The sequence below is a fragment of the Chania multitudinisentens RB-25 genome (assembly GCF_000520015.2).
GTDB classification, from domain to species: Bacteria; Pseudomonadota; Gammaproteobacteria; order Enterobacterales; family Enterobacteriaceae; genus Chania; species Chania multitudinisentens.
Window position 1 is genome coordinate 4,900,073 of sequence record NZ_CP007044.2, and the last position, 26,796, is coordinate 4,926,868.

General features: G+C 49.1%; 25 protein-coding genes. 6 read left to right on the top strand and 19 right to left on the bottom strand.

Features of this window, described 5'->3' with window-relative positions:
* Window positions 1–7: 7 nt before the first annotated feature.
* Together Z042_RS21815 and thiI are read right to left on the bottom strand one after the other, a co-directional pair.
* Complete coding sequence (locus Z042_RS21815; protein WP_024913867.1) at window positions 8–799, bottom strand: DUF4198 domain-containing protein; 792 nt, start codon at window positions 797–799, stop codon at window positions 8–10.
* A 154-nt stretch (window positions 800–953) separates the two neighbouring features.
* Window positions 954–2,402: a tRNA uracil 4-sulfurtransferase ThiI gene (thiI, locus tag Z042_RS21820; protein ID WP_024913866.1), complete on the bottom strand. Its 1,449-nt coding sequence runs from the start codon at window positions 2,400–2,402 to the stop codon at window positions 954–956.
* 180 nt (window positions 2,403–2,582) lie between these two features.
* Here thiI and xseB point away from each other — a divergent pair, with 180 nt between their 5' ends.
* The 4 genes from xseB to Z042_RS21840 all read left to right on the top strand — a co-directional run bounded on the left by xseB (window position 2,583) and on the right by Z042_RS21840 (window position 6,769).
* Entirely contained in the window at window positions 2,583–2,846 is a 264-nt protein-coding gene (gene xseB, locus Z042_RS21825; RefSeq protein WP_024913865.1) for an exodeoxyribonuclease VII small subunit, read from the top strand.
* A gap of 5 nt (window positions 2,847–2,851) precedes the next feature.
* Window positions 2,852–3,754: a (2E,6E)-farnesyl diphosphate synthase gene (gene ispA, locus Z042_RS21830; RefSeq protein WP_024913864.1), complete on the top strand. Its 903-nt coding sequence runs from the start codon at window positions 2,852–2,854 to the stop codon at window positions 3,752–3,754.
* Window positions 3,755–3,823: 69 nt separating this feature from the next.
* Window positions 3,824–5,686: a 1-deoxy-D-xylulose-5-phosphate synthase gene (gene dxs / locus Z042_RS21835; RefSeq protein ID WP_024913863.1), complete on the top strand. Its 1,863-nt coding sequence runs from the start codon at window positions 3,824–3,826 to the stop codon at window positions 5,684–5,686.
* A 108-nt stretch (window positions 5,687–5,794) separates the two neighbouring features.
* Entirely contained in the window at window positions 5,795–6,769 is a 975-nt protein-coding gene (locus Z042_RS21840) for an aldo/keto reductase (protein ID WP_024913862.1), read from the top strand.
* A 98-nt stretch (window positions 6,770–6,867) separates the two neighbouring features.
* Here the strand turns inward: Z042_RS21840 and pgpA are convergent, their stop codons facing one another.
* The 11 genes from pgpA to queA all read right to left on the bottom strand — a co-directional run bounded on the left by pgpA (window position 6,868) and on the right by queA (window position 16,875).
* Complete coding sequence (gene pgpA, locus Z042_RS21845) at window positions 6,868–7,356, bottom strand: phosphatidylglycerophosphatase A (RefSeq protein ID WP_024913861.1); 489 nt, start codon at window positions 7,354–7,356, stop codon at window positions 6,868–6,870.
* The gene (gene thiL, locus Z042_RS21850) at window positions 7,356–8,339 is read right to left on the bottom strand and encodes a thiamine-phosphate kinase (protein ID WP_024913860.1); all 984 of its coding nucleotides are present in this window, start codon (window positions 8,337–8,339) and stop codon (window positions 7,356–7,358) included. The genes pgpA and thiL overlap by 1 nt, the downstream gene beginning before the upstream one ends.
* A gap of 47 nt (window positions 8,340–8,386) precedes the next feature.
* Window positions 8,387–8,803 carry a transcription antitermination factor NusB gene (nusB, locus tag Z042_RS21855; RefSeq protein ID WP_024913859.1) on the bottom strand — a complete coding sequence of 139 codons (417 nt, stop codon included), beginning with the start codon at window positions 8,801–8,803 and terminating at the stop codon, window positions 8,387–8,389.
* Window positions 8,804–8,824: 21 nt separating this feature from the next.
* Complete coding sequence (gene ribH / locus Z042_RS21860) at window positions 8,825–9,295, bottom strand: 6,7-dimethyl-8-ribityllumazine synthase (protein WP_024913858.1); 471 nt, start codon at window positions 9,293–9,295, stop codon at window positions 8,825–8,827.
* A gap of 116 nt (window positions 9,296–9,411) precedes the next feature.
* Window positions 9,412–10,521 carry a bifunctional diaminohydroxyphosphoribosylaminopyrimidine deaminase/5-amino-6-(5-phosphoribosylamino)uracil reductase RibD gene (gene ribD / locus Z042_RS21865; RefSeq protein ID WP_024913857.1) on the bottom strand — a complete coding sequence of 370 codons (1,110 nt, stop codon included), beginning with the start codon at window positions 10,519–10,521 and terminating at the stop codon, window positions 9,412–9,414.
* A 10-nt stretch (window positions 10,522–10,531) separates the two neighbouring features.
* Window positions 10,532–10,981, bottom strand: coding sequence for a transcriptional regulator NrdR (nrdR, locus tag Z042_RS21870; protein ID WP_024913856.1), 450 nt, complete (start codon window positions 10,979–10,981; stop codon window positions 10,532–10,534).
* Window positions 10,982–11,240: 259 nt separating this feature from the next.
* A complete protein-coding gene (gene secF, locus Z042_RS21875; RefSeq protein ID WP_024913855.1) occupies window positions 11,241–12,209 on the bottom strand; it encodes a protein translocase subunit SecF in 969 nt (322 codons plus the stop codon).
* A gap of 10 nt (window positions 12,210–12,219) precedes the next feature.
* Complete coding sequence (gene secD, locus Z042_RS21880) at window positions 12,220–14,067, bottom strand: protein translocase subunit SecD (RefSeq protein WP_024913854.1); 1,848 nt, start codon at window positions 14,065–14,067, stop codon at window positions 12,220–12,222.
* Between the two features lie 25 nt (window positions 14,068–14,092).
* Window positions 14,093–14,425 (bottom strand): preprotein translocase subunit YajC, encoded by a 333-nt coding sequence (gene yajC, locus Z042_RS21885; protein ID WP_024913853.1) that lies wholly within the window; start codon window positions 14,423–14,425, stop codon window positions 14,093–14,095.
* 157 nt (window positions 14,426–14,582) lie between these two features.
* Window positions 14,583–15,710, bottom strand: coding sequence for a tRNA guanosine(34) transglycosylase Tgt (gene tgt, locus Z042_RS21890; protein ID WP_024913852.1), 1,128 nt, complete (start codon window positions 15,708–15,710; stop codon window positions 14,583–14,585).
* An 88-nt stretch (window positions 15,711–15,798) separates the two neighbouring features.
* Window positions 15,799–16,875: a tRNA preQ1(34) S-adenosylmethionine ribosyltransferase-isomerase QueA gene (gene queA / locus Z042_RS21895; protein WP_024913851.1), complete on the bottom strand. Its 1,077-nt coding sequence runs from the start codon at window positions 16,873–16,875 to the stop codon at window positions 15,799–15,801.
* Between the two features lie 145 nt (window positions 16,876–17,020).
* On the opposite strand from queA, the gene Z042_RS21900 reads away from it, so the two are divergent.
* Window positions 17,021–17,602, top strand: a complete 582-nt coding sequence (locus Z042_RS21900; protein WP_024913850.1) for an acyl carrier protein phosphodiesterase — start codon at window positions 17,021–17,023, stop codon at window positions 17,600–17,602.
* A 230-nt stretch (window positions 17,603–17,832) separates the two neighbouring features.
* Window positions 17,833–18,435 (top strand): peroxiredoxin C, encoded by a 603-nt coding sequence (locus tag Z042_RS21905; RefSeq protein WP_024913849.1) that lies wholly within the window; start codon window positions 17,833–17,835, stop codon window positions 18,433–18,435.
* A 488-nt stretch (window positions 18,436–18,923) separates the two neighbouring features.
* Here the strand turns inward: Z042_RS21905 and Z042_RS21910 are convergent, their stop codons facing one another.
* The 6 genes from Z042_RS21910 to Z042_RS21935 form a co-directional block, all read right to left on the bottom strand.
* Window positions 18,924–19,877 (bottom strand): LysR substrate-binding domain-containing protein, encoded by a 954-nt coding sequence (locus Z042_RS21910; protein WP_024913848.1) that lies wholly within the window; start codon window positions 19,875–19,877, stop codon window positions 18,924–18,926.
* 162 nt (window positions 19,878–20,039) lie between these two features.
* Window positions 20,040–20,927: a LysR family transcriptional regulator gene (locus tag Z042_RS21915; RefSeq protein ID WP_024913847.1), complete on the bottom strand. Its 888-nt coding sequence runs from the start codon at window positions 20,925–20,927 to the stop codon at window positions 20,040–20,042.
* A gap of 369 nt (window positions 20,928–21,296) precedes the next feature.
* On the bottom strand, window positions 21,297–21,899 hold the full coding sequence (locus Z042_RS21920) for a helix-turn-helix transcriptional regulator (RefSeq protein ID WP_024913846.1): 603 nt from the start codon (window positions 21,897–21,899) through the stop codon (window positions 21,297–21,299).
* Between the two features lie 369 nt (window positions 21,900–22,268).
* Entirely contained in the window at window positions 22,269–23,252 is a 984-nt protein-coding gene (locus Z042_RS21925; protein ID WP_024913845.1) for a fimbrial protein, read from the bottom strand.
* Between the two features lie 107 nt (window positions 23,253–23,359).
* On the bottom strand, window positions 23,360–25,936 hold the full coding sequence (locus tag Z042_RS21930) for a fimbria/pilus outer membrane usher protein (protein ID WP_024913844.1): 2,577 nt from the start codon (window positions 25,934–25,936) through the stop codon (window positions 23,360–23,362).
* A 142-nt stretch (window positions 25,937–26,078) separates the two neighbouring features.
* Window positions 26,079–26,750 (bottom strand): fimbrial biogenesis chaperone, encoded by a 672-nt coding sequence (locus Z042_RS21935; protein ID WP_024913843.1) that lies wholly within the window; start codon window positions 26,748–26,750, stop codon window positions 26,079–26,081.
* Window positions 26,751–26,796: the final 46 nt, after the last annotated feature.

Genomic DNA, 26,796 nt, shown 5'->3' on the forward strand with positions numbered 1-26,796 from the left:
AAACCCATTATTCGCTGATAGTAAAAGTCAACGTTGAAGCCAATACCGATTCATCACACTTTGCCGTATCTGCGTAGGGCAGCTTGTGTTCGGTTTCCACCACCCAATAACCGGCTTTCAACGGATACACATTCACTTTACCCTTGCTATCAGTATGATTCAAAAAAGCTTTTGCATGACTGTGAGCGTGCCCATGTTGTTCATGCCGATCGCCAAAACCAGCAAAGGTAGCGGTTACTGCGGCTTTCTTAAGTGGTTTACCGTCATACCACACCTGTATCGGTAATGGCTGCCCTGGTTTGATCGTTGCCGGGTTAGCCAATGGAATAATTTCCAGTTTCAGCCCCTGCGGTTGGCTGATAACGGCGGTATCGGTTGCCCCATCCACATTCAGAATGCTTTTACCAAACATAGAAGCCTGCTCACAGTACAACGCATCCGGCATTTCCACTTTAGTCTGCTGTTTCCAACCAGCGTTATTCTTTGACCAATAGGTCGGTTTATAAATCGCAATCGCAGCATAGCTCCCTTTTGTTACAGGTTTTTCTGTCACGAATTGATAATTTTCTTTACCGGGTTGCAATGCCAGATCACCATTTTCACCCACTAAATGCGCTGGGGCGAAGATATGCAGGCGATCGGCAGGGATAGCTTCTGCGGTTGGAAACTCATCGCCATAGCCAATTTCGACCATACCGTGATTCTCCGCGGTAGGTAACGCATTTACCCACAGTGAATGGGCATACGTGTGGCCAATAAACATCAAAGGCATTACTGCCGCTAACTGCTTTAATTTCATAACTGTTACCTTTATTTACCAATTTTAGATATGTTATAACGTAACACAAAATGAAAGCAAGCTTAGACCATAGACGTAAATTCATCAGGAATGGTAAAAAGGAGATAACCTGGGGAAATGGCAGAGGACGAGACAGCCTCGTCCTCCTTGAAGATTATGGGCGATACACTTTGACGTTAGCGTAGCCTTGTTCAAGCAGATACAAAGCCTGTAAACGGCTCATCACACCGCGATCGCAATACAGCAGATAGGTCTTGCTCTGATCGAGCTCGCTAAACTGGCTGCTCAGTTTATAAAACGGTAGCGATTTAACCTCAATCTGCGCCAATTGCAGCGGCTTATCTTCCTGCTCATCAATGGAACGGATATCCAGAATCACTTCATCCGCTGCAAATTCAGCAACGGTTTCAACTTCAGTCACCTGCTCCTGAGCTTCTGCGGCAATAGTACGAATATCCACATTACGTGCTTCACGCACCACTCGCTCCAGAATTTCGAAGTCAAAGTTACCTTCTTCTTCTTCAATCTTGGCTTTAACCGCTTTGACCGTCGGGTTCTTCGAGATTACCCCACAATATTCCGGCATAGTTTTAGCAAAATCCTCCGTACCAATCTCGCGTGCAACATTGATAATGTGCTCTTTATCGTGCGAAATCAGCGGGCGCAGAATCAGCGTATCGGAAGCATTGTCGATCAGGCGCAAATTAGTGAGCGTCTGGCTGGATACCTGGCCCAGCGCTTCACCAGTCACCAGCGCCTGCACGCCATAACGCTCTGCTACCAGGGAAGCGGCACGTACCATCATGCGCTTGAGCACCACCCCCATCTGGCCGTCATCCACCTTTTCCAGAATCTCAGCGACTACCGGCTCAAAATCGATTGCGACGAAACGCACCTTGTGCGAACTAGCGAAACGGTTCCACAGATAATAAGCCACCTGTTTGACGCCAATTTCATGCGCGGCGCCACCTAAATTAAAGAAGCAATAATGCACGCGGCAACCACGGCGCATCAGCATGTAGCTGGAAACACCGGAGTCAAATCCGCCGGAAATCAGCGACAACACATCTTCCTGCGTACCAATCGGGTAACCACCAATCCCTGCATAGCGGGCTTTCACCAGCATCAGCTTGTCATCTTCAATTTCCAGATTCACGGTCACCTGTGGATGCGACAGCTTAACGCGCGCGCTTTCAATATGCTGGTTCAACCCACCACCCACGTAGCGTTCAACGTCCTGTGAACTGAACTCGTGCTTGCCACGGCGCTTAACGCGCACGCAGAAAGTTTTGCCTGCCAGTTGCTCACGATAGGCTTCCAGCGTCTGCTCAAAGATATGGTGCACATCGGTGTAAGCACGATCTTCCACTTCCAGAATATGATGAATACCGGGAATGCGGGTCAATGCCTCGGCGATCGCCGGGCGCTGATTTTCATCTTTGGCACGCACCTCGATGAAATCCCAATGGCGGACCACCGCCAGCGTTTCATCATATTGCTTCAGTACATTGCGGATATTGGTCGTCAGAATCTTAATGAAGCGCAAGCGCACAGATTGACTCTTGATGGTGATTTCTGGGAATAATTTAATGATAAACTTCATGGCGGTTTTTATTGCCTGATAAGAATGACGGGGATATTCGGTATACAATGGCGGCAAGTATATCACTATCTGTTTGTATGCCGTGCACAAAACCATACATTCACGCCATGATTTACTGATCAAGATCCGCTAGGATAGGCTCTGATACCCCTGTTCATATGATGATGTAACAAGAAAACTATGCCGAAAAAACATACACAATCAGACAGCACAGAGCAAAACATCAGCTTTGAAAACTCCCTCAGCGAACTCGAGCGTATCGTGGCACGTCTGGAATCCGGCGAACTGCCGCTGGAAGACGCGTTGAACGAATTCGAGCGGGGTGTACAACTGGCACGTCAGGGCCAACAGAAATTGCAACAAGCAGAACAGCGCGTCCACATTTTGCTCAACGATAGCCATGACGACGCTGCTCTCGCCCCTTTTACCCCGGACGCTGAGTAATTACGATGCCTGATTTTCATCAGCAGTTACAGGCTTTCCGCCAGCGCAGCGATCGTGCGTTACTGGACTATATCGCACCGTTGCCGTTCAATAATGGCAAGATGGTGGAAGCAATGCGCCACGGTGCGTTGCTGGGCGGCAAGCGTCTGCGCCCGTTCCTGGTTTATGCAACCGGGCAAATGTTTGGTCTGGCGCTGAATAATCTGGATGCTCCCGCTGCTGCGGTGGAATGTATTCACGCCTACTCGCTGATACATGACGATTTACCGGCGATGGATGATGACGATCTGCGCCGTGGCCAGCCAACCTGCCACGTCAAGTTTGGTGAAGCCAATGCCATTCTGGCGGGCGATGCCCTGCAAACATTGGCATTTTCGATTTTAGCCGATGCCGATATGCCCGATGTCGCCATGCGCGATCGGCTGGCTATGATCTCTGAGTTGGCAAGCGCCAGCGGCGTTGCTGGCATGTGTGGCGGCCAATCGCTGGATCTCGAAGCCGAAGGCCAACACATCGGCCTGGCAGCGCTGGAACAGATCCATCGCCATAAAACCGGCGCACTCATTCGCGCCTCGGTTCGCCTGGGAGCGTTAGCGGCCGGTGAACAAGGCCGTGCCGCACTGCCACTGCTTGATCGTTACGCAGCCGCAATCGGCCTGGCATTCCAAGTGCAGGATGATATTTTGGATGTTGTAGGCGAAACCGAAAAAATCGGTAAACGCCAAGGATCGGATCAACAACACGGAAAGAGTACCTACCCGGCCTTGCTTGGGCTTGACAGCGCGCGGGCAAAGGCGTGGGATCTCTATCAGGAAGCGTTGGCGGCGTTAGAATCTTTGGCAGCGCAATCTTACAATACTGCGCCATTACGTGCGTTAGCCAGCTTCATTATTGAACGTGACAATTAACGCGTGACGTTATACCCAAGTACTTCGCTCTTAAAGGCGCAGGTATAACTCCTCTGATATGAGTATCGAATGAGTCTTGATATAGCCAAATACCCGATATTGGCGCTAGCGGAAACCCCGGATGAGCTCCGCTCGTTGCCAAAAGAAAGCCTGCCGAAACTGTGTGATGAATTACGGCAATACCTACTGGACAGCGTTAGCCGCTCCAGTGGTCACTTTGCCTCCGGGCTGGGTACCGTTGAACTGACGGTGGCACTGCACTATGTCTACAATACCCCATTTGACCAATTGGTTTGGGACGTCGGGCATCAGGCTTATCCGCATAAAATCCTGACGGGCCGCCGCGATCGCATCGCCACTATCCGCCAGAAAAACGGGCTGCACCCTTTCCCATGGCGCGCAGAAAGCGAATATGACGTCCTGTCTGTCGGCCACTCCTCAACCTCAATCAGCGCTGGTCTCGGCATAGCGGTAGCAGCGGCGCGTGAAGGCAAAGGCCGCCGTACCGTCTGTGTGATCGGCGATGGCGCCATCACCGCCGGCATGGCGTTTGAAGCCATGAACCACGCCGGTGATATCACCCCTGATCTGCTGGTGGTGCTGAATGACAACGAAATGTCGATCTCCGAAAACGTCGGAGCCTTGAACAACCATCTGGCGCAGTTGCTGTCTGGCAAACTCTATTCCACGCTGCGCGAAGGCGGCAAGAAGGTGCTTTCCGGCCTGCCGCCGATCAAAGAGTTATTGAAACGGACGGAAGAACACCTGAAAGGCATGGTGGTTCCCGGTACGCTGTTTGAAGAACTGGGCTTTAACTATATCGGCCCGGTCGATGGCCACGATGTACAAGGGTTAACAGCCACGCTGAAAAATATGCGTGACCTGAAAGGCCCGCAGCTGCTGCATATCATGACTAAAAAAGGCCGTGGCTATGCTCCCGCAGAAAAAGACCCTATCAGCTTCCACGCGGTGCCGAAATTCGATCCCGCCAGCGGCACTTTGCCGAAAAGCGCCGATGGCCTGCCAACCTATTCGAAAATCTTTGGTGAATGGCTATGTGAAACCGCCGCCAAAGACAGCCAGTTGATGGCTATCACGCCCGCTATGCGTGAAGGTTCCGGTATGGTGCAGTTTTCACGCGATTATCCACAGCAGTATTTCGATGTGGCGATCGCCGAGCAGCACGCAGTAACCTTTGCGGCTGGCTTAGCGATTGGCGGTTACAAGCCCGTGGTAGCCATCTACTCTACCTTCTTGCAACGGGCCTACGATCAGGTGATCCACGATGTGGCGATCCAGAATCTGCCCGTCATGTTTGCCATCGATCGCGGCGGTATTGTCGGTGCCGATGGGCAAACTCACCAAGGGGCGTTTGATCTCTCCTTCCTGCGCTGCATCCCGAACATGGTGATCATGACGCCGAGCGACGAAAACGAATGTCGCCAGATGCTGTATACCGGTTACCACTATAACGGCGGCCCAAGTGCCGTGCGCTACCCACGCGGCAGCGGCACGGGTGCAACGCTGGAACCGCTGGCTGCATTAGCACTGGGCAAAGGCATTATGTGCCGTGCAGGTCAGAAAGTGGCAATCCTCAATTTCGGTACTTTGCTGCCAGAAGCCAAAAAAGCCGCGGAGGCGATGAATGCCACGCTGGTAGATATGCGTTTTGTAAAACCACTGGATGAACAGTTGGTGCTGGAAATGGCTACCAGCCACGAAGTGCTGGTTACATTGGAAGAAAATGCCATTATGGGCGGAGCAGGTAGCGGCGTTAACGAGTTGCTGATGGCAAAACGCCTGAAGGTATCGATACTGAATCTCGGCCTGCCTGATTATTTTATCCCACAGGGCAGCCAGGAAGAGATCCGCAGCGAGCTGGGGCTGGACGCCGCAGGCATTCAACGCCAAATAGAAAACTGGCTGGCATAATTCCCCACCACGTCCTTCATCCTGTACAAAGGGCGCAATAATGCGCCCGATATTCTTCGCTGAAACGGTCCCAATTATTCTCGTTTGCATGCTACACAGGAGAGAGACATGAAATATCTGAAACTGGGTAACACCGATCTGAACATTTCCCGCATCTGTCTGGGCTGTATGACCTATGGTGAACCTACGCGTGGCAATCATGCCTGGACATTGCCGGAGGAAAACAGCCGCCCGTTGATTAAGCAGGCGCTGGATGTTGGCATCAATTTCTTCGATACCTCCAATAACTATTCCGATGGCAGCAGCGAAGAAATCCTTGGCCGTGCCTTGCGCAGCTATACGCGCCGCGAAGAAGTGGTAATTGCCACCAAAGTCTATAACGCCATGAGTAATCTGGAGCGTGGCCTTTCACGCCCCAAAATCATGCAATCCATTGATGACAGCCTGCAACGCTTAGGCACCGACTACGTTGATCTGCTGCAAATCCACCGCTGGGATTATGAAACCCCAATAGAAGAAACGCTGGAAGCGCTGCATGACGTAGTCAAAGCCGGTAAAGCGCGTTATATCGGTGCTTCCTCAATGTTCGCCTGGCAGTTTGCCAAAGCGCTGTATACCGCCGATCTGCACGGCTGGACGCGCTTTGTTACCATGCAAGACCAGTACAATCTGCTGCAACGCGAAGAAGAACGTGAAATGCACCCGCTGTGCGCTGCCGAAGGTATTGCAGTATTGCCCTGGAGCCCACTGGCACGCGGCCGCTTAACGCGCCCATGGGGCGAAAGCACCGCTCGGCTGGTATCCGATCACTATGGCAAAACGCTGTATGACAAAACAGAAGAGATCGACGCGCTGATTGCTGCGCGCGTGGCAAACATTGCGCAGAAACGCAGCGTCCCTCGTGCACAAGTTGCGCTGGCATGGCTACTGAGCAAACCGGTGGTCAGCGCACCGATCATTGGCGCATCGCGCAGTGAGCATCTGCAAGACGCCGTTGCCGCCGTTGAACTGGAGCTAACCGCCGAAGAGATCAACGAGCTGGAAGCGGCCTATGTGCCACATCGCGTCGTGGGTTTTGAATAATATACCTGTCACAATTCAGGTTATCGCCTTGAAATAACCTGAATATAGAACCTGAAAACACTACGGAACCAAAGGCTTTTGGCTCCGTAATATCGACGTCAAAGCAGCCAGTAATAGCCAAGCAGATAAATAATGCCGGCAGAGAGTACCCCGGCAATAATATCGTCAACCATAATCCCCATACCGCCATGCATATGGCGGTCGAACCAGCGAATCGGCCAGGGCTTCCACATATCCAGAATACGGAAAATCACAAAACCAGCGGCAACCCATTGCCAGCTGTTGACCGGAAGCGCCATCAGGGTGATCCACATTCCGACGAACTCATCCCAGACGATGCTACCGTGATCGTGTACCTGCATATCTTTCGCGGTACGGTGACATAAATAAACGCCAATACAGATACTGAACATCACCAGCAGTGAGTAGAGCTGCCACGGCAATTGAATCAGCAACAACCAGAATGGGATCGCCGCCAGCGAGCCCATAGTGCCAGGTATGAACGGTGAAAGCCCGCTGCCAAAACCGGTTGCCAGCAGGTGCCACGGGTTGCTCATGCGCAAGCGGCTTTTTGCTTCATCCTTCATCAGCTTGGCTCTGCATTGAAGTGATCGAAACCTTTCCATGGCAGCACCACTTCTTTGCCATCACGGTAAAACTTCATGCCTTCAGAAAGCGGGCCTATCTGGCCGATGCAGGTATAATCCGCACCCAGATGGCTTAACGCTACTTCCAACGCCCCGCGATTGATTTCCGGCACGGTGAAACATAGCTCGTAATCTTCACCGCCGCTCAGTGCCCAACGCAACGCCTGTTCAGCATTGGTGCTCCCGGTCAACGCCTGAGACATGGGTAATTCGTTCAGTTCGATGCGAGCACCGCACGCACTGGCTTGCAGCACATGTCGTAAATCTGAAATCAGGCCATCGGAGATATCAATCGCCGAACTGGCCAGATCGCGTAGCGCCTGGCCCTGCAATACGCGTGGCTGCGGGCGTAAATGGCGTGCCAGCAGATATTCACGCGCCACGCCATCTTCTACCGATAAACGCTCCTGTAAAATCGCCAGCCCGGCGGCGCTGTCACCCAGCATTCCGGTCACGTAAATCCAGTCGCCAATACGTGCGCCAGCACGCGTCAGCGCACGCCCGGCCGGAATCAGGCCGTTGATAGTCAAGGTCATGCTCAGCGGGCCACGAGTGGTGTCTCCGCCGATCAGTTGCATACCATAGTAATTTAACTGTTCGAACAGGCTGTCGCTAAAAGCCTCCAGCCACGCTTCGTTGACTTCAGGCAGCGTCAGCGCCAGCGACAACCAGGCAGGATCGGCCCCCATGGCGGCCAGATCGCTCAAATTAACGGCCAGCGCTTTGTAGCCAAGATCGGCCGGATCGATATCCGGCAGGAAGTGAACACCCGCAACCAACGTATCGGTACTGACAGCTAAAAGCTGTTTTTCTGCCACCGTCAGGAGGGCACAATCGTCTCCAATGCCCAACTGTACATCCCGGCGCAAATTCTTGAACCGGTTAAAATAGCGCGCAATGAGGTCAAATTCGCCGCAGGCCATAGTCAATATTCCAAAGAAATTAAGGCCGGTTATCCCGGCCTTAAATTTTATTTTTTCTTGCGGATGTTGGGTGCCGCTTTATCCAGCACCCCATTCACAAATTTATGGCTGTCTTCAGCGCCGAAGGTTTTCGCCAGTTCGATCGCTTCGTTGATTGCCACTTTGTAAGGGACATCGTCACGCATCTTCAGTTCGAATAACGCAATGCGCAACACGGCTTTTTCCACCTGGCCCAATTCTTCAAGCTGGCGCGACAGGTATGGAGCCATCAGGCCATCCAACATACCCGCATTCACTGCCACACCGGACAGCAACGCACGAAAATAGGCGACGTCAACATCTTTGACATCCTGCTCCGTCAGGAACTGGTGTTCAACATCAGCAACGTCATTTTTAGACAATTGCCAAGAGTAAAGCGCTTGAACAGCGCACTCACGAGCGCGGCGACGAGCAGCAGGTTTCACGGAATTCCCCTTAGACTAAATTCAGGCTTTAATAGCTTTGATTACATTGATCATTTCAAGTGCGGTCAGAGCAGCTTCTGCTCCTTTGTTGCCCGCTTTGGTACCAGCACGTTCGATCGCCTGTTCGATGCTTTCGGTAGTCAAAACGCCAAAGGCCACTGGGATCTCGGTGTTCAGCGAAACATTGCCCAGGCCAGAACTGGCTTCACCCGCCACATATTCGAAGTGCGCGGTGCCCCCACGGATCACGGTGCCCAGCGCAATAACCGCATCGTATTTACCGGTGTTCGCCAACACGCGAGCGGTCAACGGCAACTCGTAAGCACCAGGAACCCAGACAACGGTGATGTTGTCATCAGCCACCTGGCCAACGCGTTTCAACGCGTCAATCGCACCTTGCAGCAGGCTGTCGTTAATGAAATTGTTAAAACGTGCAATTGCGATAGCCACACGAGCATTAGGAGTAGCAACAACACCTTCGATAACTTTCATGGGTTTTCCTTTAAAATAGGTTCAATACCCCGCAGGGGGGCGGATTCTATCATATTCTTTAGCTGCCTGCGCGGCGGTTTTGTAAAACACCCATCGCGGGGCAAGCAGGCACATTGTCAATACTTGGCGCGTAAGCGCAGGCGCAGATCGGGGCCAATCTGCCGGACTTCACTGAACACGAACTCCGGCGCATCGGCCAGTTGCTCCAGCCCCGGCAAATGGCACAGGCCACGCCCGCCATCACCTAATAATTTTGGCGCAATGTATAAGATAAGCTCATCCACCAAGCCAGCGTGCAGCAAGGCACCAGCAAGTTTGGCACCGGCCTCAACCCAGATCGAGTTCACCTGGCGTTTAGCCAGTTGCATCATCATCATCACCAGATCGATACCACCACTCTGTGCAGGAAACACCAGTTGTTCAACGCCCTGCGGCCATATCTGGTCATCTGTTTGCAAGCGTGCCAGCCAGGTGGCCCCAGGTTGCTGCACCAGCCGGTGCTGCGGCGTCACCCGATTCTGACTATCGAGAATAATCCGCACCGGTTGCCGCAAATTTTCACGCGGATAAATTTGCCGAGTTTCACTGTCCAACTCATCCCAACGTACCGTTAATGAAGGATCATCGGCCAACACGGTGGCGCTGGTGCTAAGGATAGCCGAGCTTTCCGCCCGTAAACGCTGTACGTCCTGCCTTGCCTGTGGCGAGGTGATCCACTGGCTTTCGCCTGAAGCCATCGCCGTGCGGCCATCCAGCGAAGCACCCAGCTTCAGTTGCACGTAAGGGAACCCGGTACGCATGCGCTTCAAAAACCCCAGATTGACCGCTTCTGCTTCCGCCAGCATGACACCGTGATGGACAGCAATACCAACCTGCTGCAATTTATACAGCCCGCGGCCCGCCACCTGTGGATTAGGGTCTTGCATCGCCGCCACAACGCGGCTGACACCCGCAGCCACCAAGGCATCGGCGCAGGGTGGTGTACGGCCATGATGGCTACAGGGTTCCAATGTCACATAAGCCGTGGCGCCCCGAGCCAGCTCACCAGCCATACGTAAGGCATGAACTTCAGCATGGGGCTCGCCAGCGCGTAAATGGTAACCTTCCCCCACAATGTTGCCATCACGCACGATAACGCAACCCACGTTGGGATTAGGCGTAGTGGTAAAACGCCCTAACCGTGCCAGTTCAAAGGCACGCGCCATGTAAAACTCATCGTTATGCATAGGAACCTTATTAATCCTGCAATTTGGCGATCTCCTCGCCAAATTCACGGATATCTTCAAAACTGCGGTACACCGAAGCGAAACGGATATAAGCGACTTTATCCAATCTTTTTAACGCATCCATCACCAAGTTACCCACCATTTTGGTTGGCACTTCGCGTTCACCGGTAGCACGCAACTGAGATTTTATATGGTTGATGGCATTTTCCACGTCGTCAGAGCTGACCGGGCGTTTTTCCAGCGCTTTCAGCATACCACGGCGCAGTTTATCCTCATTGAAGGGCTCACGAACCTCATCGCTTTTAACCACCCGTGGCATAACCAATTCGGCCACTTCAAAAGTGGTAAAACGTTCGTTACAGACCAGACATTGACGGCGACGACGCACCTGAGATCCATCCCCCACCAAGCGAGAATCAATAACTTTGGTATCAACGGCAGCGCAGAAAGGGCAATGCATAACTCGTCCTGATAAACGTTTTCATAGTTAAGAACAGTTTACCTCGAAGTTCGGCCACAACAAAGGCCGCCGGGCATTTGTTGCAACCGTTACCACATTCAGGCATCAAACCCACCGCTTTGCTGCGGTCGGTACGATTTCCTAGGCGGGTGTGATTAAAAGATCAGAGGGAATCACCACTAAGGCAATCCATTGCAGATAAAGAAAAAGCGCCAGTGACGGCGCTCTTTCTCTGCGTTGAACGTACAACGTATGAAGTTTACGGCAGGATCGAAGGCTGATCGGCGCCTTCTTTTTCCACTTTTTGTTGCAGCATGTGTTCACGTTTCATCCCCAGTTTCAACGCCAGCGCGGACGCCACGTAGATAGAGGATACCGTACCGATGGTCACACCAATCAGCATGGTCAACGAGAAACCCTGTAGCATTGCGCCACCAAAGATGTACAACATCAACACTACCATCAGCGTGGTGGCTGAGGTCATGATGGTACGGCTTAGCGTTTGGGTCAGCGACACGTTCATGATTTCATAAGGCGTTCCACGGCGGATCTTGCGGAAGTTCTCACGAATACGGTCGGAAACCACGATGCTATCATTCAGCGAGTAGCCGATAACCGACATCAAAGAAGCAATGATGGTCAGGTCAATCTCGATATGGAACAGCGACAGCACGCCCATCGTAATGACCACGTCATGCGCCAAAGCGATAACCGCCCCCAACGCCAAACGCCATTCGAAACGGAACCCGACATAAATCAGGATACAAATCAGTGCCACCAGCAACGCCATACCGCCGGTTTGTGCCAATTCACTCCCTACGCTCGGGCCAACGAATTCAATACGTTTGACGGTCGCATTTTTATCAACGGAATCGTTGATCACGCCGATCACTTTACTACCCAGTTCCTGGCCTGCGGTGCCAATCGCGGGGGGCATACGCACCATCACGTCACGGCTGCTGCCAAAGTTCTGAATAATCGGATCTTTGAATCCGGCTTGTTCCAGCGTATCGCGCATCAGATCCAGGTCCGCAGGCTTTTCCAGGCTGATTTCAATCACCGTACCACCAGTGAAATCCAGACCCCAGTTAAAACCACGAACCGACATAATGGCGATTGACGCGATCAACAGCAGCAATGAAACGCTGAAGGCCACGTAATCCCAGCGCATAAAGTCATAGACTTTACGGCCGTAGTTGAGTTGTTCAACAGTATAATCCTGTGCCACAACGCACTCCTCAGATAGACAGCTTGTTAATGCGCTTGCCGCCGTAAAGCAGGTTGACAATGGCACGGGTTCCGACAATCGCGGTGAACATGGATGTCGCCACACCGATTGCGGTGGTTATTGCAAAGCCTTTAATCGAACCTGTACCCACTGCGTACAGAATGACTGCGGTAATCAGGGTGGTGAGGTTGGCATCCACGATACTGGAGAACGCGCCTTTATAGCCCTCATGGATCGCCTGCTGAATGGTGCGCCCATTCTTCAGCTCCTCCTTGATACGTTCGTTTATCAGTACGTTGGCATCAACCGCCACCGCCAGCGTCAGCACGATCCCGGCAATCCCCGGCATCGTCAGCGTTGCACCCGGCAACAATGACATCACACCGACGATCAGCACCAGGTTAGCGAGCAGCGCAGTCGATGCGATCAGGCCAAACTTGCGGTACCAGACCACCATGAACACGATGGATGCCATCAGGCCCCACAGACAAGCTTCCAGACCCTGGGTAATGTTCTGCTGCCCCAGAGTTGGGCCGATAGTCCGCTCTTCCACGATCTGGATCGGCGCAATCAGCGCACCGGCACGCAGCAGCAGCGACAGCTGACGGGCTTCGTTTGGGTTATCGATACCGGTGATACGGAAGCTGTTACCCAAACGCGACTGAATGTTCGCCACGTTGATCACTTCTTCCTGCTTCACCAGAACGGCACGGCCACTGGCGTCTTTCTTGCCGCTGTCTTTGTACTCCACAAACAGGGTGGCCATCGGTTTACCGATGCTATCCTTGGTGAAGTTGGACATCGCAGTACCACCGGCGCTATCCAGCGAGATATTCACCTGCGGCTGATTGTATTCATCCGTGCTGGAGGTGGAATCCGTGATGTGATCCCCTGTCAGGATCACACGCTTGTACAGCACGATTGGCTGACCATCGCGAGTGTATTTCACTTCTGAATCACCCGGTACACGGCCACTGGCTGCCGCCGTCGCATCCGCATTGGTGTTCACCAGGCGGAATTCCAGCGTAGCGGTTGCCCCCAGGATTTCTTTGGCACGCGCCGTATCCTGAATGCCCGGCAGCTCAACCACGATGCGGTCAGCACCCTGGCGCTGTACCAGCGGTTCAGCAACACCGAGCTGATTAACACGGTTACGCAGGATGGTAATGTTCTGCTGCACCGCGTACTCACGCGCTTCACTCAAACGGGCATCGGTCAGCGTCGCTTTTAACGTATTGGCACCATTAGCAGAAAGCACCAGATCGCGCTGGCGCGGAGTCATGAAGCTTATCGCCTGATCGCGCGCAGCATCGTCACGGAAGCGAACTTCCACGCCGTTGTTTTCCAGCTTGCGGATCGTTGCATATGGAATGCCTTTTTCACGCAGTTCACTGCGCAGGGTATCCATGGTTTGTTCTTGCAACTTGCCCAGTGCGGTGTCCATATCCACTTCCATCAGGAAGTGCACACCACCACGTAAGTCCAGCCCCAGTTTCATGGGTTCTGCACCCAGTATGCTCAGCCAGTGCGGCGTAGCCGGTGCGAGGTTAAGCGCCACAACATACTTATCGCCCAGTTCCGCCATCAAGGCTTCACGGGCACGCAACTGAACATCAGGATCTTTAAAGCGAGCCAGGATGGCGCCATTTTCCAGCGCAATCGACTTGCTCGCAATATTATCTTTTTCTAATACATTACGGACTTGATCCAGCGTAGCTTCACTGGCGGCGACACCGCGCGCGCCAGTGATTTGTACGGCCGGATCCTCACCGTAAATGTTGGGAAGCGCATAAAGCAGACCAACGAAGATCACCACGATCAACATCAGATACTTCCACAAAGGATAACGGTTTAGCACGGCAGTTCCCTTAGGGAAAACAAAATTACAGGGCCTTCATCGTACCTTTCGGCAGAACGGCCGCCACGAAGTCACGCTTGATCATCACTTCCGTGGTGTCATTCAGCGCAATGGCAATGATACCGGTGTCAGCCACTTTAGTGACACGGCCAATCAGGCCACCGGTGGTTAATACTTCATCACCCTTGCTGATGGAATCCATCAGTTTCTTGTGATCTTTCGCACGTTTCTGCTGTGGACGCAGGATCATGAAATAGAAAATCAGACCAAATACCACCAGCATAATGATCAGAGAGTACGGGCTTCCCTGAGCCGGAGCTCCTGCGGATGCGACGGCGTCAGAAATGAAAAAGCTCATTGAAAATCCCTCATTAAGTTATTAATTATTGAATCAAGACATTCTTACCCTTCATCTTTCAAACTGTGGCGGTGTTGGCCCCCTCTTTCGCCCCAATCACTGAGTTTTCTAAGCTCTTGAGGATTCACTCGGTCGCCGCCTTGCCACATCTTGAAATCTACAGGGTATTTAAAGACGGAACCGGTTTACCGATCCGCCCATAAAAATCCGCAACAAACTGCTCTAATTTACTATCTTCAATAGCCCGGCGTAAACCCGCCATTAAGCGCTGGTAGTATCGCAGGTTATGAATTGTGTTCAATCGGGCACCCAATATTTCGTTGCAACGATCAAGATGATACAGGTAGGCGCGGCTGTAATGGCGACAAGTGTAGCAATCACAATCCTTATCCAGCGGAGAAGTATCATCCTTGTGCTTGGCATTGCGGATTTTTACCACACCGTCAGTCACGAACAAATGGCCGTTCCGGGCATTGCGCGTTGGCATCACACAGTCAAACATATCGATGCCGCGCCGCACGCCTTCTACCAGATCCTCCGGTTTACCAACCCCCATCAGATAGCGTGGCTTATCTGCTGGAATTTGTGGGCAAACATGTTCGAGAATGCGATGCATATCCTCTTTTGGCTCACCGACCGCCAAGCCGCCCACAGCGTAACCATCAAAGCCGATATCCACCAGCCCTTTTACTGAAACATCGCGTAAATCTTCGTAAACCCCTCCCTGAATAATACCGAACAAGGCATTTTTATTACTCAGTTCATCAAAACGCTGGCGGCTACGCTGCGCCCAACGCAGAGACATTTCCATTGAACGCTTGGCATAATCCCAATCGGCCGGATACGGCGTACATTCATCGAAAATCATCACGATGTCAGAGCCCAGGTCATACTGGATTTCCATCGATTTTTCCGGGCTGAGAAACACCTTATCGCCGTTAATCGGATTGCGGAAATACACGCCTTCCTCTTTGATTTTACGCATCGCTCCCAGGCTGAACACCTGAAAACCACCGGAATCGGTCAGGATTGGGCCATGCCACTGCATAAAATCATGCAGATCGCCGTGCAGTTTCATGATCTCCTGCCCCGGGCGCAACCACAGATGGAACGTATTGCCCAGCAGGATCTGCGCACCGGTTTCTTTCACTTCCTCCGGCGTCATTCCCTTGACCGTGCCATAGGTGCCGACCGGCATAAACGCCGGGGTTTCCACTACGCCACGTTCAAACACCAAGCGGCCACGGCGAGCACGACCATCGGTTGTCTGTAATTCGAACTTCACAAAACCTCCAGCGTTAGAGAAACAGTCTAACGTCATTAAAACAGGGCCACGCGGTGCGCGTAACCCAAGGATTTACACCCTATGGACTTCAACGGGTATTACCGACGGATTCGCTCTCCGCCTGTGGATTACGGCTGATAAACATCGCATCACCGTAGCTGAAGAAACGGTATTGCTCCGCCACGGCCTGCTGATAAGCATTCATGGTGTGTTTATAACCAGCAAACGCAGAAACCAGCATGATCAACGTCGATTCCGGCAGGTGGAAATTGGTGACCAGCGCATCGATCACCTGATAATGGTAGCCCGGATAAATAAAGATCCGGGTATCGCCGAAGAAAGGGGCGATCAGTGCATTCTGGCTGGCCGTAGCGGCGCTTTCCAATGAACGCACTGACGTCGTACCCACCGCAACCACCCGCTTGCCGCGCGCTTTACAGGCCAGTACCGCATCCACCACCTCCTGCGATACTTCGGCATATTCCGCATGCATCACGTGTTCTTCAATGGTTTCCACCCGCACTGGCTGGAAGGTTCCTGCCCCCACATGCAGCGTAACAAACGCCATCTCAACACCTTTGGCACGCAGCGCAGCCAACAACGGTTCGTCAAAATGCAGCCCGGCCGTGGGTGCAGCTACCGCACCCGGTTTTTCGCTGTAGACCGTCTGATACAGTTCGCGATCGGCATCTTCATCAGGGCGATCAATATAAGGCGGCAATGGCATATGCCCAACCGCATTAAGAATAGTAAAAACATCACGCTCGTCATTAAAACGCAGCTCAAACAATGTGTCATGGCGAGCAACCATGGTAGCGGCAATGTTTTCATCGTCGCCTAACAGCAGCTCAGTGCCTGGCTTCGGTGCTTTAGATGCCCGCACATGTGCTAAAACTCGGTGATCGTCCAGTACCCGCTCCACCAACACTTCAATCTTGCCGCCGCTGACCTTGCGGCCAAACAGGCGCGCCGGGATCACCCGGGTGTTATTAAATACCAGCAAATCGCCAGTTTCCAGTTTATCCAGCAGATCGGTGAATACGCCATGCCTCAAGGCTCCGCTCGGCCCATCCAGTTGTAATAAACGGCAAGCGCTGCGCTCCGGTTGAGGATAATGGGCAATCAAAGACTCAGGGAGTGCAAAAGAAAAATCGGCGACGCGCATGGGTATCACTTCTTCAAGATATAACGGGTTGGCAAAAAATAAGCGACATAGTTTAAAGCCGTGGGCCGCCAGCGGCAAGGAATATACCCAATCAAGCAAAAAGAGTATTAAGGAGAAATTACGTAATTTCGCGTATAGTTCTTAGATGAATTTTCTCGCTCATCTCCATTTGGCCCAGCTTGCTGAAAGCTCGTTATTAGGCAACCTGCTGGCCGATTTCGTGCGTGGCAACCCGGCTGGGGAATACTCCCCTGAAGTGGTCGCAGGCATCATGATGCACCGCCGCGTTGACGTATTAACTGATACCTTGCCTGAAGTCCGGGCCAGCCGTGATTATTTCAGCCCTGAATTCCGCCGCGTTGCGCCGATCACGCTTGATGTGGTGTGGGATCACTTTTTAGCACGCCATTGGCAGCAGCTTGAACCTGGCCGTAGCCTGCAATGTTTTACTCAGGAAGCACGTGGCCAGATTGTGCCGCATCTGCCGCTGACGCCGGCGCGTTTCCAGAATCTGAATCATTATCTCTGGCAGCAACGCTGGCTGGAGCGCTATGCCGAACTGCCATTTATCGCCACGGCCTTACAAGGGATGGCTAGCCGACGCCCGCGTTTGGGCGCTCTGGCCGGTTCTTTTGCCGACGTAGAACGTAATTATCATCAGCTTGAAACATACTTCTGGCAGTTTTACCCCCAGATAATGCAACAGGCAAAAAATAAGACTTTGTGATCGCTTGGCTGAAACGCTATCAGGTTCGCAGGATGACAAGAAATAGCCTTTTAGCGCTTGCCCTTTTGCGTGAAAAGGTTATTTTTAAAGCTTGCTGAATTTAACCTCTCTGTTTGATAGGCAAAAGCTATCTTATCGATTGGTCTTTTACCCTTTATTCACCGAGTCACGGCCCCTATACTGGCCCTTGCTTTTACATCAACCCCTTAACAACTATTACAGGAGTAATTATGGTCCTGGTAACTCGTCAAGCCCCTGACTTCACCGCCGCTGCCGTATTGGGTAATGGTGAAATCGTTGAAAACTTCAATCTGAAGAAGCATCTGAACGGCAAACCAGCTGTATTGTTCTTCTGGCCGATGGATTTCACCTTTGTATGTCCTTCTGAGCTGATCGCTTTCGATCACCGTTATGAAGAATTCCAGAAGCGTGGCGTTGAGGTTGTCGGTGTTTCCTTCGACTCAGAATTCGTCCACAACGCATGGCGTAAAACTCCTGTCGACAAAGGCGGCATCGGTGAAGTGAGATACGCCATGGTTGCTGACATTAAGCGCGAAATCCAACAAGCTTACGGCATCGAACACCCAGAAGCCGGTGTTGCACTGCGTGGTTCTTTCCTGATCGACAAAAACGGCGTTGTACGTTCGCAGATCGTTAACGACCTGCCAATTGGCCGTAACATCGACGAAATGATCCGTACCGTTGACGCGCTGCAATTCCACGAAGAGCACGGTGAAGTGTGCCCAGCTCAGTGGGAAAAAGGCAAAGCAGGTATGGGCGCATCTCCAGATGGCGTAGCAAAATACCTGTCTGAGAACGCCTCCAAGCTGTAATTTCAGCTTGCTTGCGTATCAACCGGTCAGCCCTGCTGGCCGGTTTTTTTTTAGGCTCAGTGGCGTTTATAGCGGAGATGAAAACCTAGCCTGTCTGATCTTCTTCTGGTTTGCCAGCTTTAAGCGTAGCTAAGGCTACAGTATTAGCATCATCTTTGTTGATGGTCAGTTATTTTTTTGGAAGTAATGTTAAAATTGCGAGAATTTAAATCATGCCAAAATATGGAAAGGAATAACCATCATTCAATGAGTGTCATATAAAGAAACGCATAAAATGATAGGTATTACTGATGCTGGGATTCAAATCGTTCCGATAGATTCAGCCACTATTGGCAGATATTGGGCTGATACACATAAACACAAAAAAGACAATTTCAGCGTCCAAAATACAACAAATTGTCACCGGTGAAATACTTTTATCTGTTGACTACTTAAAAACACAGCCAGGCCAGCATTATTCACCACCTCGCCACTCACGCCACAAAGCCTCAAGTGGCTCTCTGCGGTATCTCAAGCCCACTATCAAGGCTAGGGAAAGACTCCCAAGAATCACAATATACCTTGATACTATGCCTAAATTCATTGATTAACCACTGTGCTCCAGGCGATAAAGGAAACTCACCATTATGCATCACACAATATAATGCACCGGGTATTTTTTCCTTGGTATTAATACGAACTAAGTTTTCTCTAAATAAAGGTTCTTTAAAAATAGCCGCAGGTGCAAGGGTTAAATAATCTGTATTCATGATTATGCTTAATCTAATTTCACCCGAGTCTCCCCTAAGTATTCTTTTCTCACCTGCATCAAGAAATATTATTGATTCGACTTCTTTTTGATAACCAAAAACATTTGAAGGTAAGCACCATGTCGCACCTTCAAGCTCTTTTATCGATGAGCTTTTTTCTAAAGGATGCCCTTTTCTCGCCACAATATAAAAAGGCATGGTAAAAAAAGCATCAAAAGTTAAGTCATTGATTAATAATTCATTTGTTATAATAGAGATACAAAAATCCATTTCTCCTCTGCGTACTTTAGGAAGTAATTCTGTTAATTTCCCTTCTACAAGACTTATATTAATTTTTGGGAAAAAATCTTGAAACCGTTTTATGGTTTCAGGTAAAACGGTGTAAGTCAGTGATGAGGAAAAACCAAATGAAATGCTGCTACTCCTAAATTTTGCAACCTCCCTAACTTCATTTATAGCCAAATCTATATCCCGAATAATCTGATCCACACGCAATTTAAATATCTTACCCGCCCCAGTCAACGTAATACCATGTTTTCCCCTGATGATTAAGTCAACCTCTAGAGATGCTTCTAACTCTTTAAGGCTGCGTGTTAATGCTGGCTGTGTCAAGTGTAGTGCCGCCGCCGCTGCACTTATACTTCCTAGATTAACAACCATTTGAAAAACTTTCATTTTCTGTAATTTAATCATATAGAGATTACCTTTTTACACACAATATGTTAGTCGGTATATATAGACAAAATCATTTTGCGCAACAGAAACTCTTTTTTTTAATTAACCACATGAAAAAACCAACACCTAAAAATATCATTTACTGTAAATTCACTTTTGCTGAGACTCTATTTATTGCGGCTATCCCTTTAACTCTCTCATCAGCTCTACTGCTATTTTTTTTAATGAAAAATGACGTGAGTATACAATTTTATAGGATATATCAGGAAGATAATCCTGAAATTTCACCTCTTTAAGATAACGCATAAATATATTGTTATTCAAAATATCCTCTGGAGCAAGTGTAATAAAATTTGAATTTACCTTAATCAGCAAAGACATTATTCCACCTCCGTGAAAAACAATACTTTCATTTTTTATTTTATCTTCCTTAAAAAAATCAATATTATTATAGTAGTCTAACTTTGATTTTGGCAAAAACCATTTCACATCCTTAAGCTCAGTGATTGAATCAATGCTGACTGACGGACTTTTGATACTAGCTAAAACACATGCTCTTGTTTCAAATAACAATTCTTCAACAAGGTCATTATGTGTAAATTGCTCACTATCAGGATGTATAATAAAATCCAAACATCCTGTACGCAGCATTCTTAACATCACAGACAGCTCATCATCAATAACTTTAATATTTACTTTTGGATAGTTTAATTGAAATTCATTAATTTTTAATGACAATGTTGAAAATAAAGATAAAGAGGATATTCCTAAGGATAGTTCTTGTCTAGGATGTTCTTCACAAATGCTCTTTACGTCATTGATGGTCGAATTGTATGTATCAATTAAGAATTGAGCGCGCTCACTAAAAATTTCTCCGGCTTTAGTCAGGCAAACGCTTTGTCTCTTTCGTACAAACAAAGAGATACCTAAACTTCTCTCTAATTCATTTATTGAATGAGTGATCGCAGGTTGCGTCACATTCAATGATTTTGCTGCTTTCCCAAAACCTCCATTTCTTACGATAGCTATAAATACTTGCAATTGACTTATTTTAGGAAGTATGTTCATTATCAATGTATCTTCAAGTTAAATGAAAGTCACGAGAGTTGTATTTAATTGTTAGGGTGGTAATTGTTTAAACTCTCCGTTGTTGTTATCTGCATCATTCATTTTGGTATATTTTAAATAAATACATCATAACTTAATTATACGTTTTTTTGATAAAAACATGAATATTGAGGCTGAAGTAATTACAAAAATATTATGATGTTATGCTGATTTCATAACCCTGCATCGTTCCACATAGACTATGAACACAACATCTAATATCGTTCAACACGATTAATAGTGAAATTACACCGTCACATACAATGAGCTGTTTCTTATTTATAAGATAGGCAATGTCTTTTCATAGAAAAACACACCATAAATTTCTATTTACGCACTTATATATAATTGTGATAGAGAACGCATACCTAATTTTGAAAGTGCAGAGCGCTTATGATGACTCACCGTTTTATAGTTAAGTTGTAATTTATCTGCTATTTTCACCATATTTTCCCCATTTAAAATACAGTGTAACACCCTCATTTCACGAGGAGACAGTTTCACTATTCTTTCAGCTTTAGACAAAGTTGAATAGTTACTTTCAAATAGTACTTCCAAGAGCTGTTCACGTAAATGCTCCAATGGCATAGATACATCCAAAACCCTATGGATATGTCTCAACCCTTCAAAGTAGTTTCTCATCAATTCCATTTTTCTAAAATCCCCCACTAATACTAATTTATTATATGTAGTTACTATAGGGAGAATGTGTGTAATGATATTTAAAACAGGAATAAAGTTACTTTCGGTGCTGCCTAATGTCAAAATGATCATATCAACATCATTGATGACCTTAAGCAACTCTTTGTACTGCATCATATTTGTTGCTTTTTCAACAACTTTTGCTCTTCCAATAAAAGGCTCACTATCTAACAAACCGCCTAATCCAGCTAGAATAAAATGGCACGAGCTCTGTATTATTAACTTTTTCATTATTAACCCCACTATATCAATTCTATTTTTACATCCCACCCGCCTGAGTATGGATAATAAAACTTGAGCCATTTTTATAAATATTTTACCGCAAGCCTCAATGCAAGGCTTATATAGCTGAATGCAGATGCAACTCTAGTACATTCTTTCCCTTTTATTTTGAGATGTATTAGCGAAGATTGATATTGGCTACCTCAAGGACATACTTCATGGAGCTCATGAGCACTGATACCCTCTTTTCAATACCATAAACCCCCATGAAAATGACTTCGCTCTGAAAATGCCGACCTCTGAATAGTATCCGCCGCTATTCTTTCAGCAAAAAATCAGAGATGATTATCGACAATTTTTTAGAGCGATATCAATAAATCAGTTATAGTAAGCAGTAATTGTCAACGTTGAGTTAATCTGTCCAGTCGATGGATTATTATTTAACCAAACAAGCTCTGCTTTGAATGGAACAGATACGGAATTCGTCACTCTTAAATCAGCAAAACTCTCCACATTGTTATAACCAATATATTCATTGGTATTTAGATTTTTTATTTTCAACCCAACACCATCAAGCAAAGCCCTGGTATTATTATCATATACCGATGACGTTGATGAATATGTTGCCGTCAACAGCATTGGATCTGTGCAGCTTTTGTTTACATCAATGTTAAAGTCAACATCTTTAGCTACAACACCAGGCACCACTAAACCGGGAATATAAACTCGACCAAAATCTACGATACTTGGATATACTGATAAATTTGCATTACAAGATAGAAAGCGGATCCCATTCATATTCGTTGTTGCATAGCGAAAGTTAGAGTTAACTGCGATATTTAACCCACCAACACCATCAATTTGGAAAACATCTAAGGTATTCGCACCTGAATAATTTCCTGTTGCCGTACCATTCCTTGCAATATAAACGTAGTAGTTAATATCAAAGAAAACTGAACGATTTGCTTTACAATATGCCTCGGTGTTAGTGCAAGTAGGTATGACTACATTGGGAATCTGCTGCCGAAAACTCGCCGTAATGTCTGGAATATCAATACCACCTAAATTAACACCCACTCTAACTCCTGGGTGTAAACTTGCCTTCGCAGGATCGAAATAAAAATAAGCGTACTCTTGTGTTCCTGAGAAATCTTTCCAGCATTGAACTCTCATTACTCTATTTTCTGAGCGCCACACAGTAACACCGTTATCCATAGTGTTAGGAACAGCAACACTACCGATATTCTCTTCTAATCTTACACTGCTATCAGAAGCATTTACGCATTTCAATGCATATGCGTTTCCAACAGAAAATACACTTATAAGAAAAAGTATTAATGTCTTATATTTTGCAAATATCATGCTTTAGATATCCTTAAATATTTAATGAATCCAGCCAACCTGTCTTGAGTGATACTGCTTTCCATAGGCCGAATGTGGGTTCAGTTTTCATTTATCGTCATGGCAAATTACAAACACTGTCCATTGGCTAACTGAACACCCGCGTTGTCTACCGTTGGTTTCGCCAAGTTATATGTCACCTGACACTGCTGATCCGCACTTGAGCCCCATTTCACCTTCAGGGAACCACTCTGTGCCAGCCCAGTCAGATATACTTGACCCTGATCGCCCACGATAAAACCCTGGGCCGAATTTTGTGCCGGATCGTTGACCGTGGCACCAAACGGTACCGGTGCACCACCTGCGCGCAACAGAGTCATCAGGACACGTTGCCCTATACTGGTTTCAAAATCAGCACGTACCACTGCCCCTCTGGTCGGTACCACCTTCTGGCTCGCCAAGGCGAGTTCAACGTTATCTGCCAGCGTTTCCGTATTTAACTGTACGGTGTTTTTACGGTATGGGCTGGTATAAGGCACGATGGCATAGCCCCGCCAGTCGGTTTTCACTCCGGTCTGGCTACTCACCCCAACACCGTTGGCCCCCGGCGCTTTAACCAACGCCACGGTTTCCCCTAGTGGCTGACCGAAAGTGATACCATTTGCATGGGCGATAATGCCCCCTTGTACCCCATAGTTAAAACGCTGATTGTTGCGGTCATACCCGTAACCGGCGTTCACCTGCCCATAGGTGCCACGGTAATCGGCATTCAGATTGCCGCTGTTACCTACGCCTTGGGTGCCATAACCTTGCTGTACACTCCAGCTCAGGTTGTTGTTCGCCAATGCCGTGCCACTCATACCAGCAGCGTGTGATGCCCCGCCTCTTTGACTGCTGTTCATACTGTAGTTGGCATAAGTGTTCTTCATCCAGCGGTCCAGTGGCACACTTACGTTCAGAGAGAACACTTGGTCTTTATCGTATACTCGTCCGCTCCCGCCGCTGCCGTTAGCCGCCGCGTTCCTGCTGTAGCTGTAATTCAGGCTGTAACTGATACCGTTCCAACTGTTGTTGTAGCCAGCCCCAACAGAGCGCATTGTACGGTTGCTATTCCAGTAGTCTTCACTTATCCAACTCAGCGACAACGCCCCGGCACCTTCCCACAAATTCTGATTCATGGTCAGTTCAGAACGGTTACGACGGCGCTCAACCAATGGGCGGCTCCCTCTGTCACGATAGGTATCCAATACTTCCTGTAAGCTGAAGTAGCCATCGGTAGAGTAACGGTAACCGGCGATGGCAAAGTTGGTGCCGGTTTGTACAAAGTTCTTGCTGTAACGAATACGCCATGACTGGCCATTGTCCTTCGGCCGGTCTTGCAGCGTGGACCACGCCTGGGTTACGTCAGCAGACAGAGCGCCAAAGTCACCGAGGTTTTTCCCCACCCCCAATGCTAATGCATGGTACATGCTGGCAAACTGCCCACCGCCGTAGGCGGTTAGACCATATGGCAGGCCGTAAATAGCGGTGGCCTGACCGAAGGGGGTTTTCTCGACACTGTTGTCGTAAGCACGGTATTGCCCGCCGGTCACTGCGTATTTCAGGCGGCCTTCACGTTGCAACACAGGTACTGATGCATACGGTACTACCAGTTGTTGTTCTCTACCGTCCGACTCGCGAATGGTGACAAACAGGTTGCCGCTGCCCCCAGTAGGGTACATATCAGTGATTTCAAAGGCTCCTGGTGCCACAAAGCTCTGGTAAATCACATAACCATTTTGGCGGATGATCACCTGAGCGTTGGTGCGAGCGATACCGCGAATGACCGGCGCATAGCCTTTCAGGCTGTCAGGAATCATGTCATCGTCCGAGGCTATCTGAGCCCCACGAAACGGTACGCTGTCAAACACATCGCTTGGCGAGGTACTGTCCCCCAGAAGCAGTTGGCTCTTGAGTACCTTGATATCACGCGCAGCATAGGTGTACACCGTATTCCAGTCATTCTGCCCCTGACCATCGCGGTTCCAGGTCGTGTAGTTACGCAAACGCCATGGGCCAAGGTTGATACCGGGGCGCAGGTTGGCAAACTGGCTGCTGGTGTTGCTCCCTTCATTATTGCGCCTCTCGGTATTCGCCCCGCTCAGACTGTAATTCAGTAATAGGGCCGGGATACCGTTATCCCACTGACTTTCCGGTACCGAGCCACGTGCTGTCTGTGACAAAGCCGCCTGGGGAATGCTCAACAGCAATTGTTGAGCGTCGAAACGGAACTCGGTACTGGCTTGCGGAATGGCGCTCAAATTGGCACAGGATGCGCCTGCTTTACCCAGAGCAGGAAACAGGTCGGTTTTCACCCCCATTGCTTTCAATTGTTCCACACTCAGGCAAGGTTGCAGGTAGTCTTGCTCTTCGCTGTTCTCTCCGGCCTTGAATTCAACGTTGTATGTATCCCGCTGCTCGTTATTAAGGTAGATATCGACCCGATAGATGCCTGGTGCCTGCGATACCCCATCTTCAAACAGAGACAGGTCAGTATTGCCCTGATGTTGCGCCCCCCCTCCTGCCTCCAACAAGGCCGGGTTAAACGATTCACGCGCCTGCGCTTCGAAAGCCATGCCGCTCAGCAAAGCCATCTGTGCTGCAATAAAATAAGCGAGCGGATTGACGCGCAACGAAGGTTGACTTTTTTTCACATTCTTAGACATGTACGCGGCCTTTATAATAATCGACATGTTTTATCCCATGGCCTACAGGAGAAAATCCTTGTTCCCGTGCCTTTTATTTCCCAACTGGTTGCAAACCGTAGTTGGGACCGTTAAGTAACTGCGTATTTATTTGGCGGTTTATTTACAACGCCTTGGTGTACTCTTTACCCGTACTACCGTAATCACTAATAAGTGCCCAGCTCACATTGCCCACGCCAGTGCCTGCGGGTAAGGCAAAGCGGGTGGTACTGCCTGGTGCGACATAGGTTGCTTCTTTCACCTCTCTGCCCGCTACGCTCACCTTCTGGAAGTTCATATAAAACGAGGTTGGGTTAGTGACCTGTATGCCATTACCAAAACGTTGCCAGATGAGAGTTCCGGCAACATCTTCCGGGGTGCCTTTCAGCCCCTGTGGGCGATAAATCAGCTTGATGCGTGTTTTTATGGCGATCTGCAATGTGTTTTTGTCGCTGTCTTGCTCTATCGAGGGGATAGACTTGATATTCATCCAAAACAGCGACTCTTTATCAGTTGGTAGATTGCCACCCGCTCGTACCACGCGCAGGAGGTTTTCCTTGCCACCATTCAAGCGGAACAACGGGGGAGTGACGATAAAGGGGGCTTTCTCAGCATCCGTAGCCCCTTCAACCCAACTCTGAATCAGATAGGCCGTTTTATCCGGGTTATTGACGCTCAGTGAAGACTCCTTTTTACCGCCGTCGTAAATCAGCCGGGTCCCCCCCACAATCACACCTGCTTGCGCCAGATTGGCGGTGAATAACAAGGTTAAAATGAGTGAAGATAAAACTTTCATATTGGACTCTCTGGATAAATTAAATAATAACGGGGGGATTTCCCCC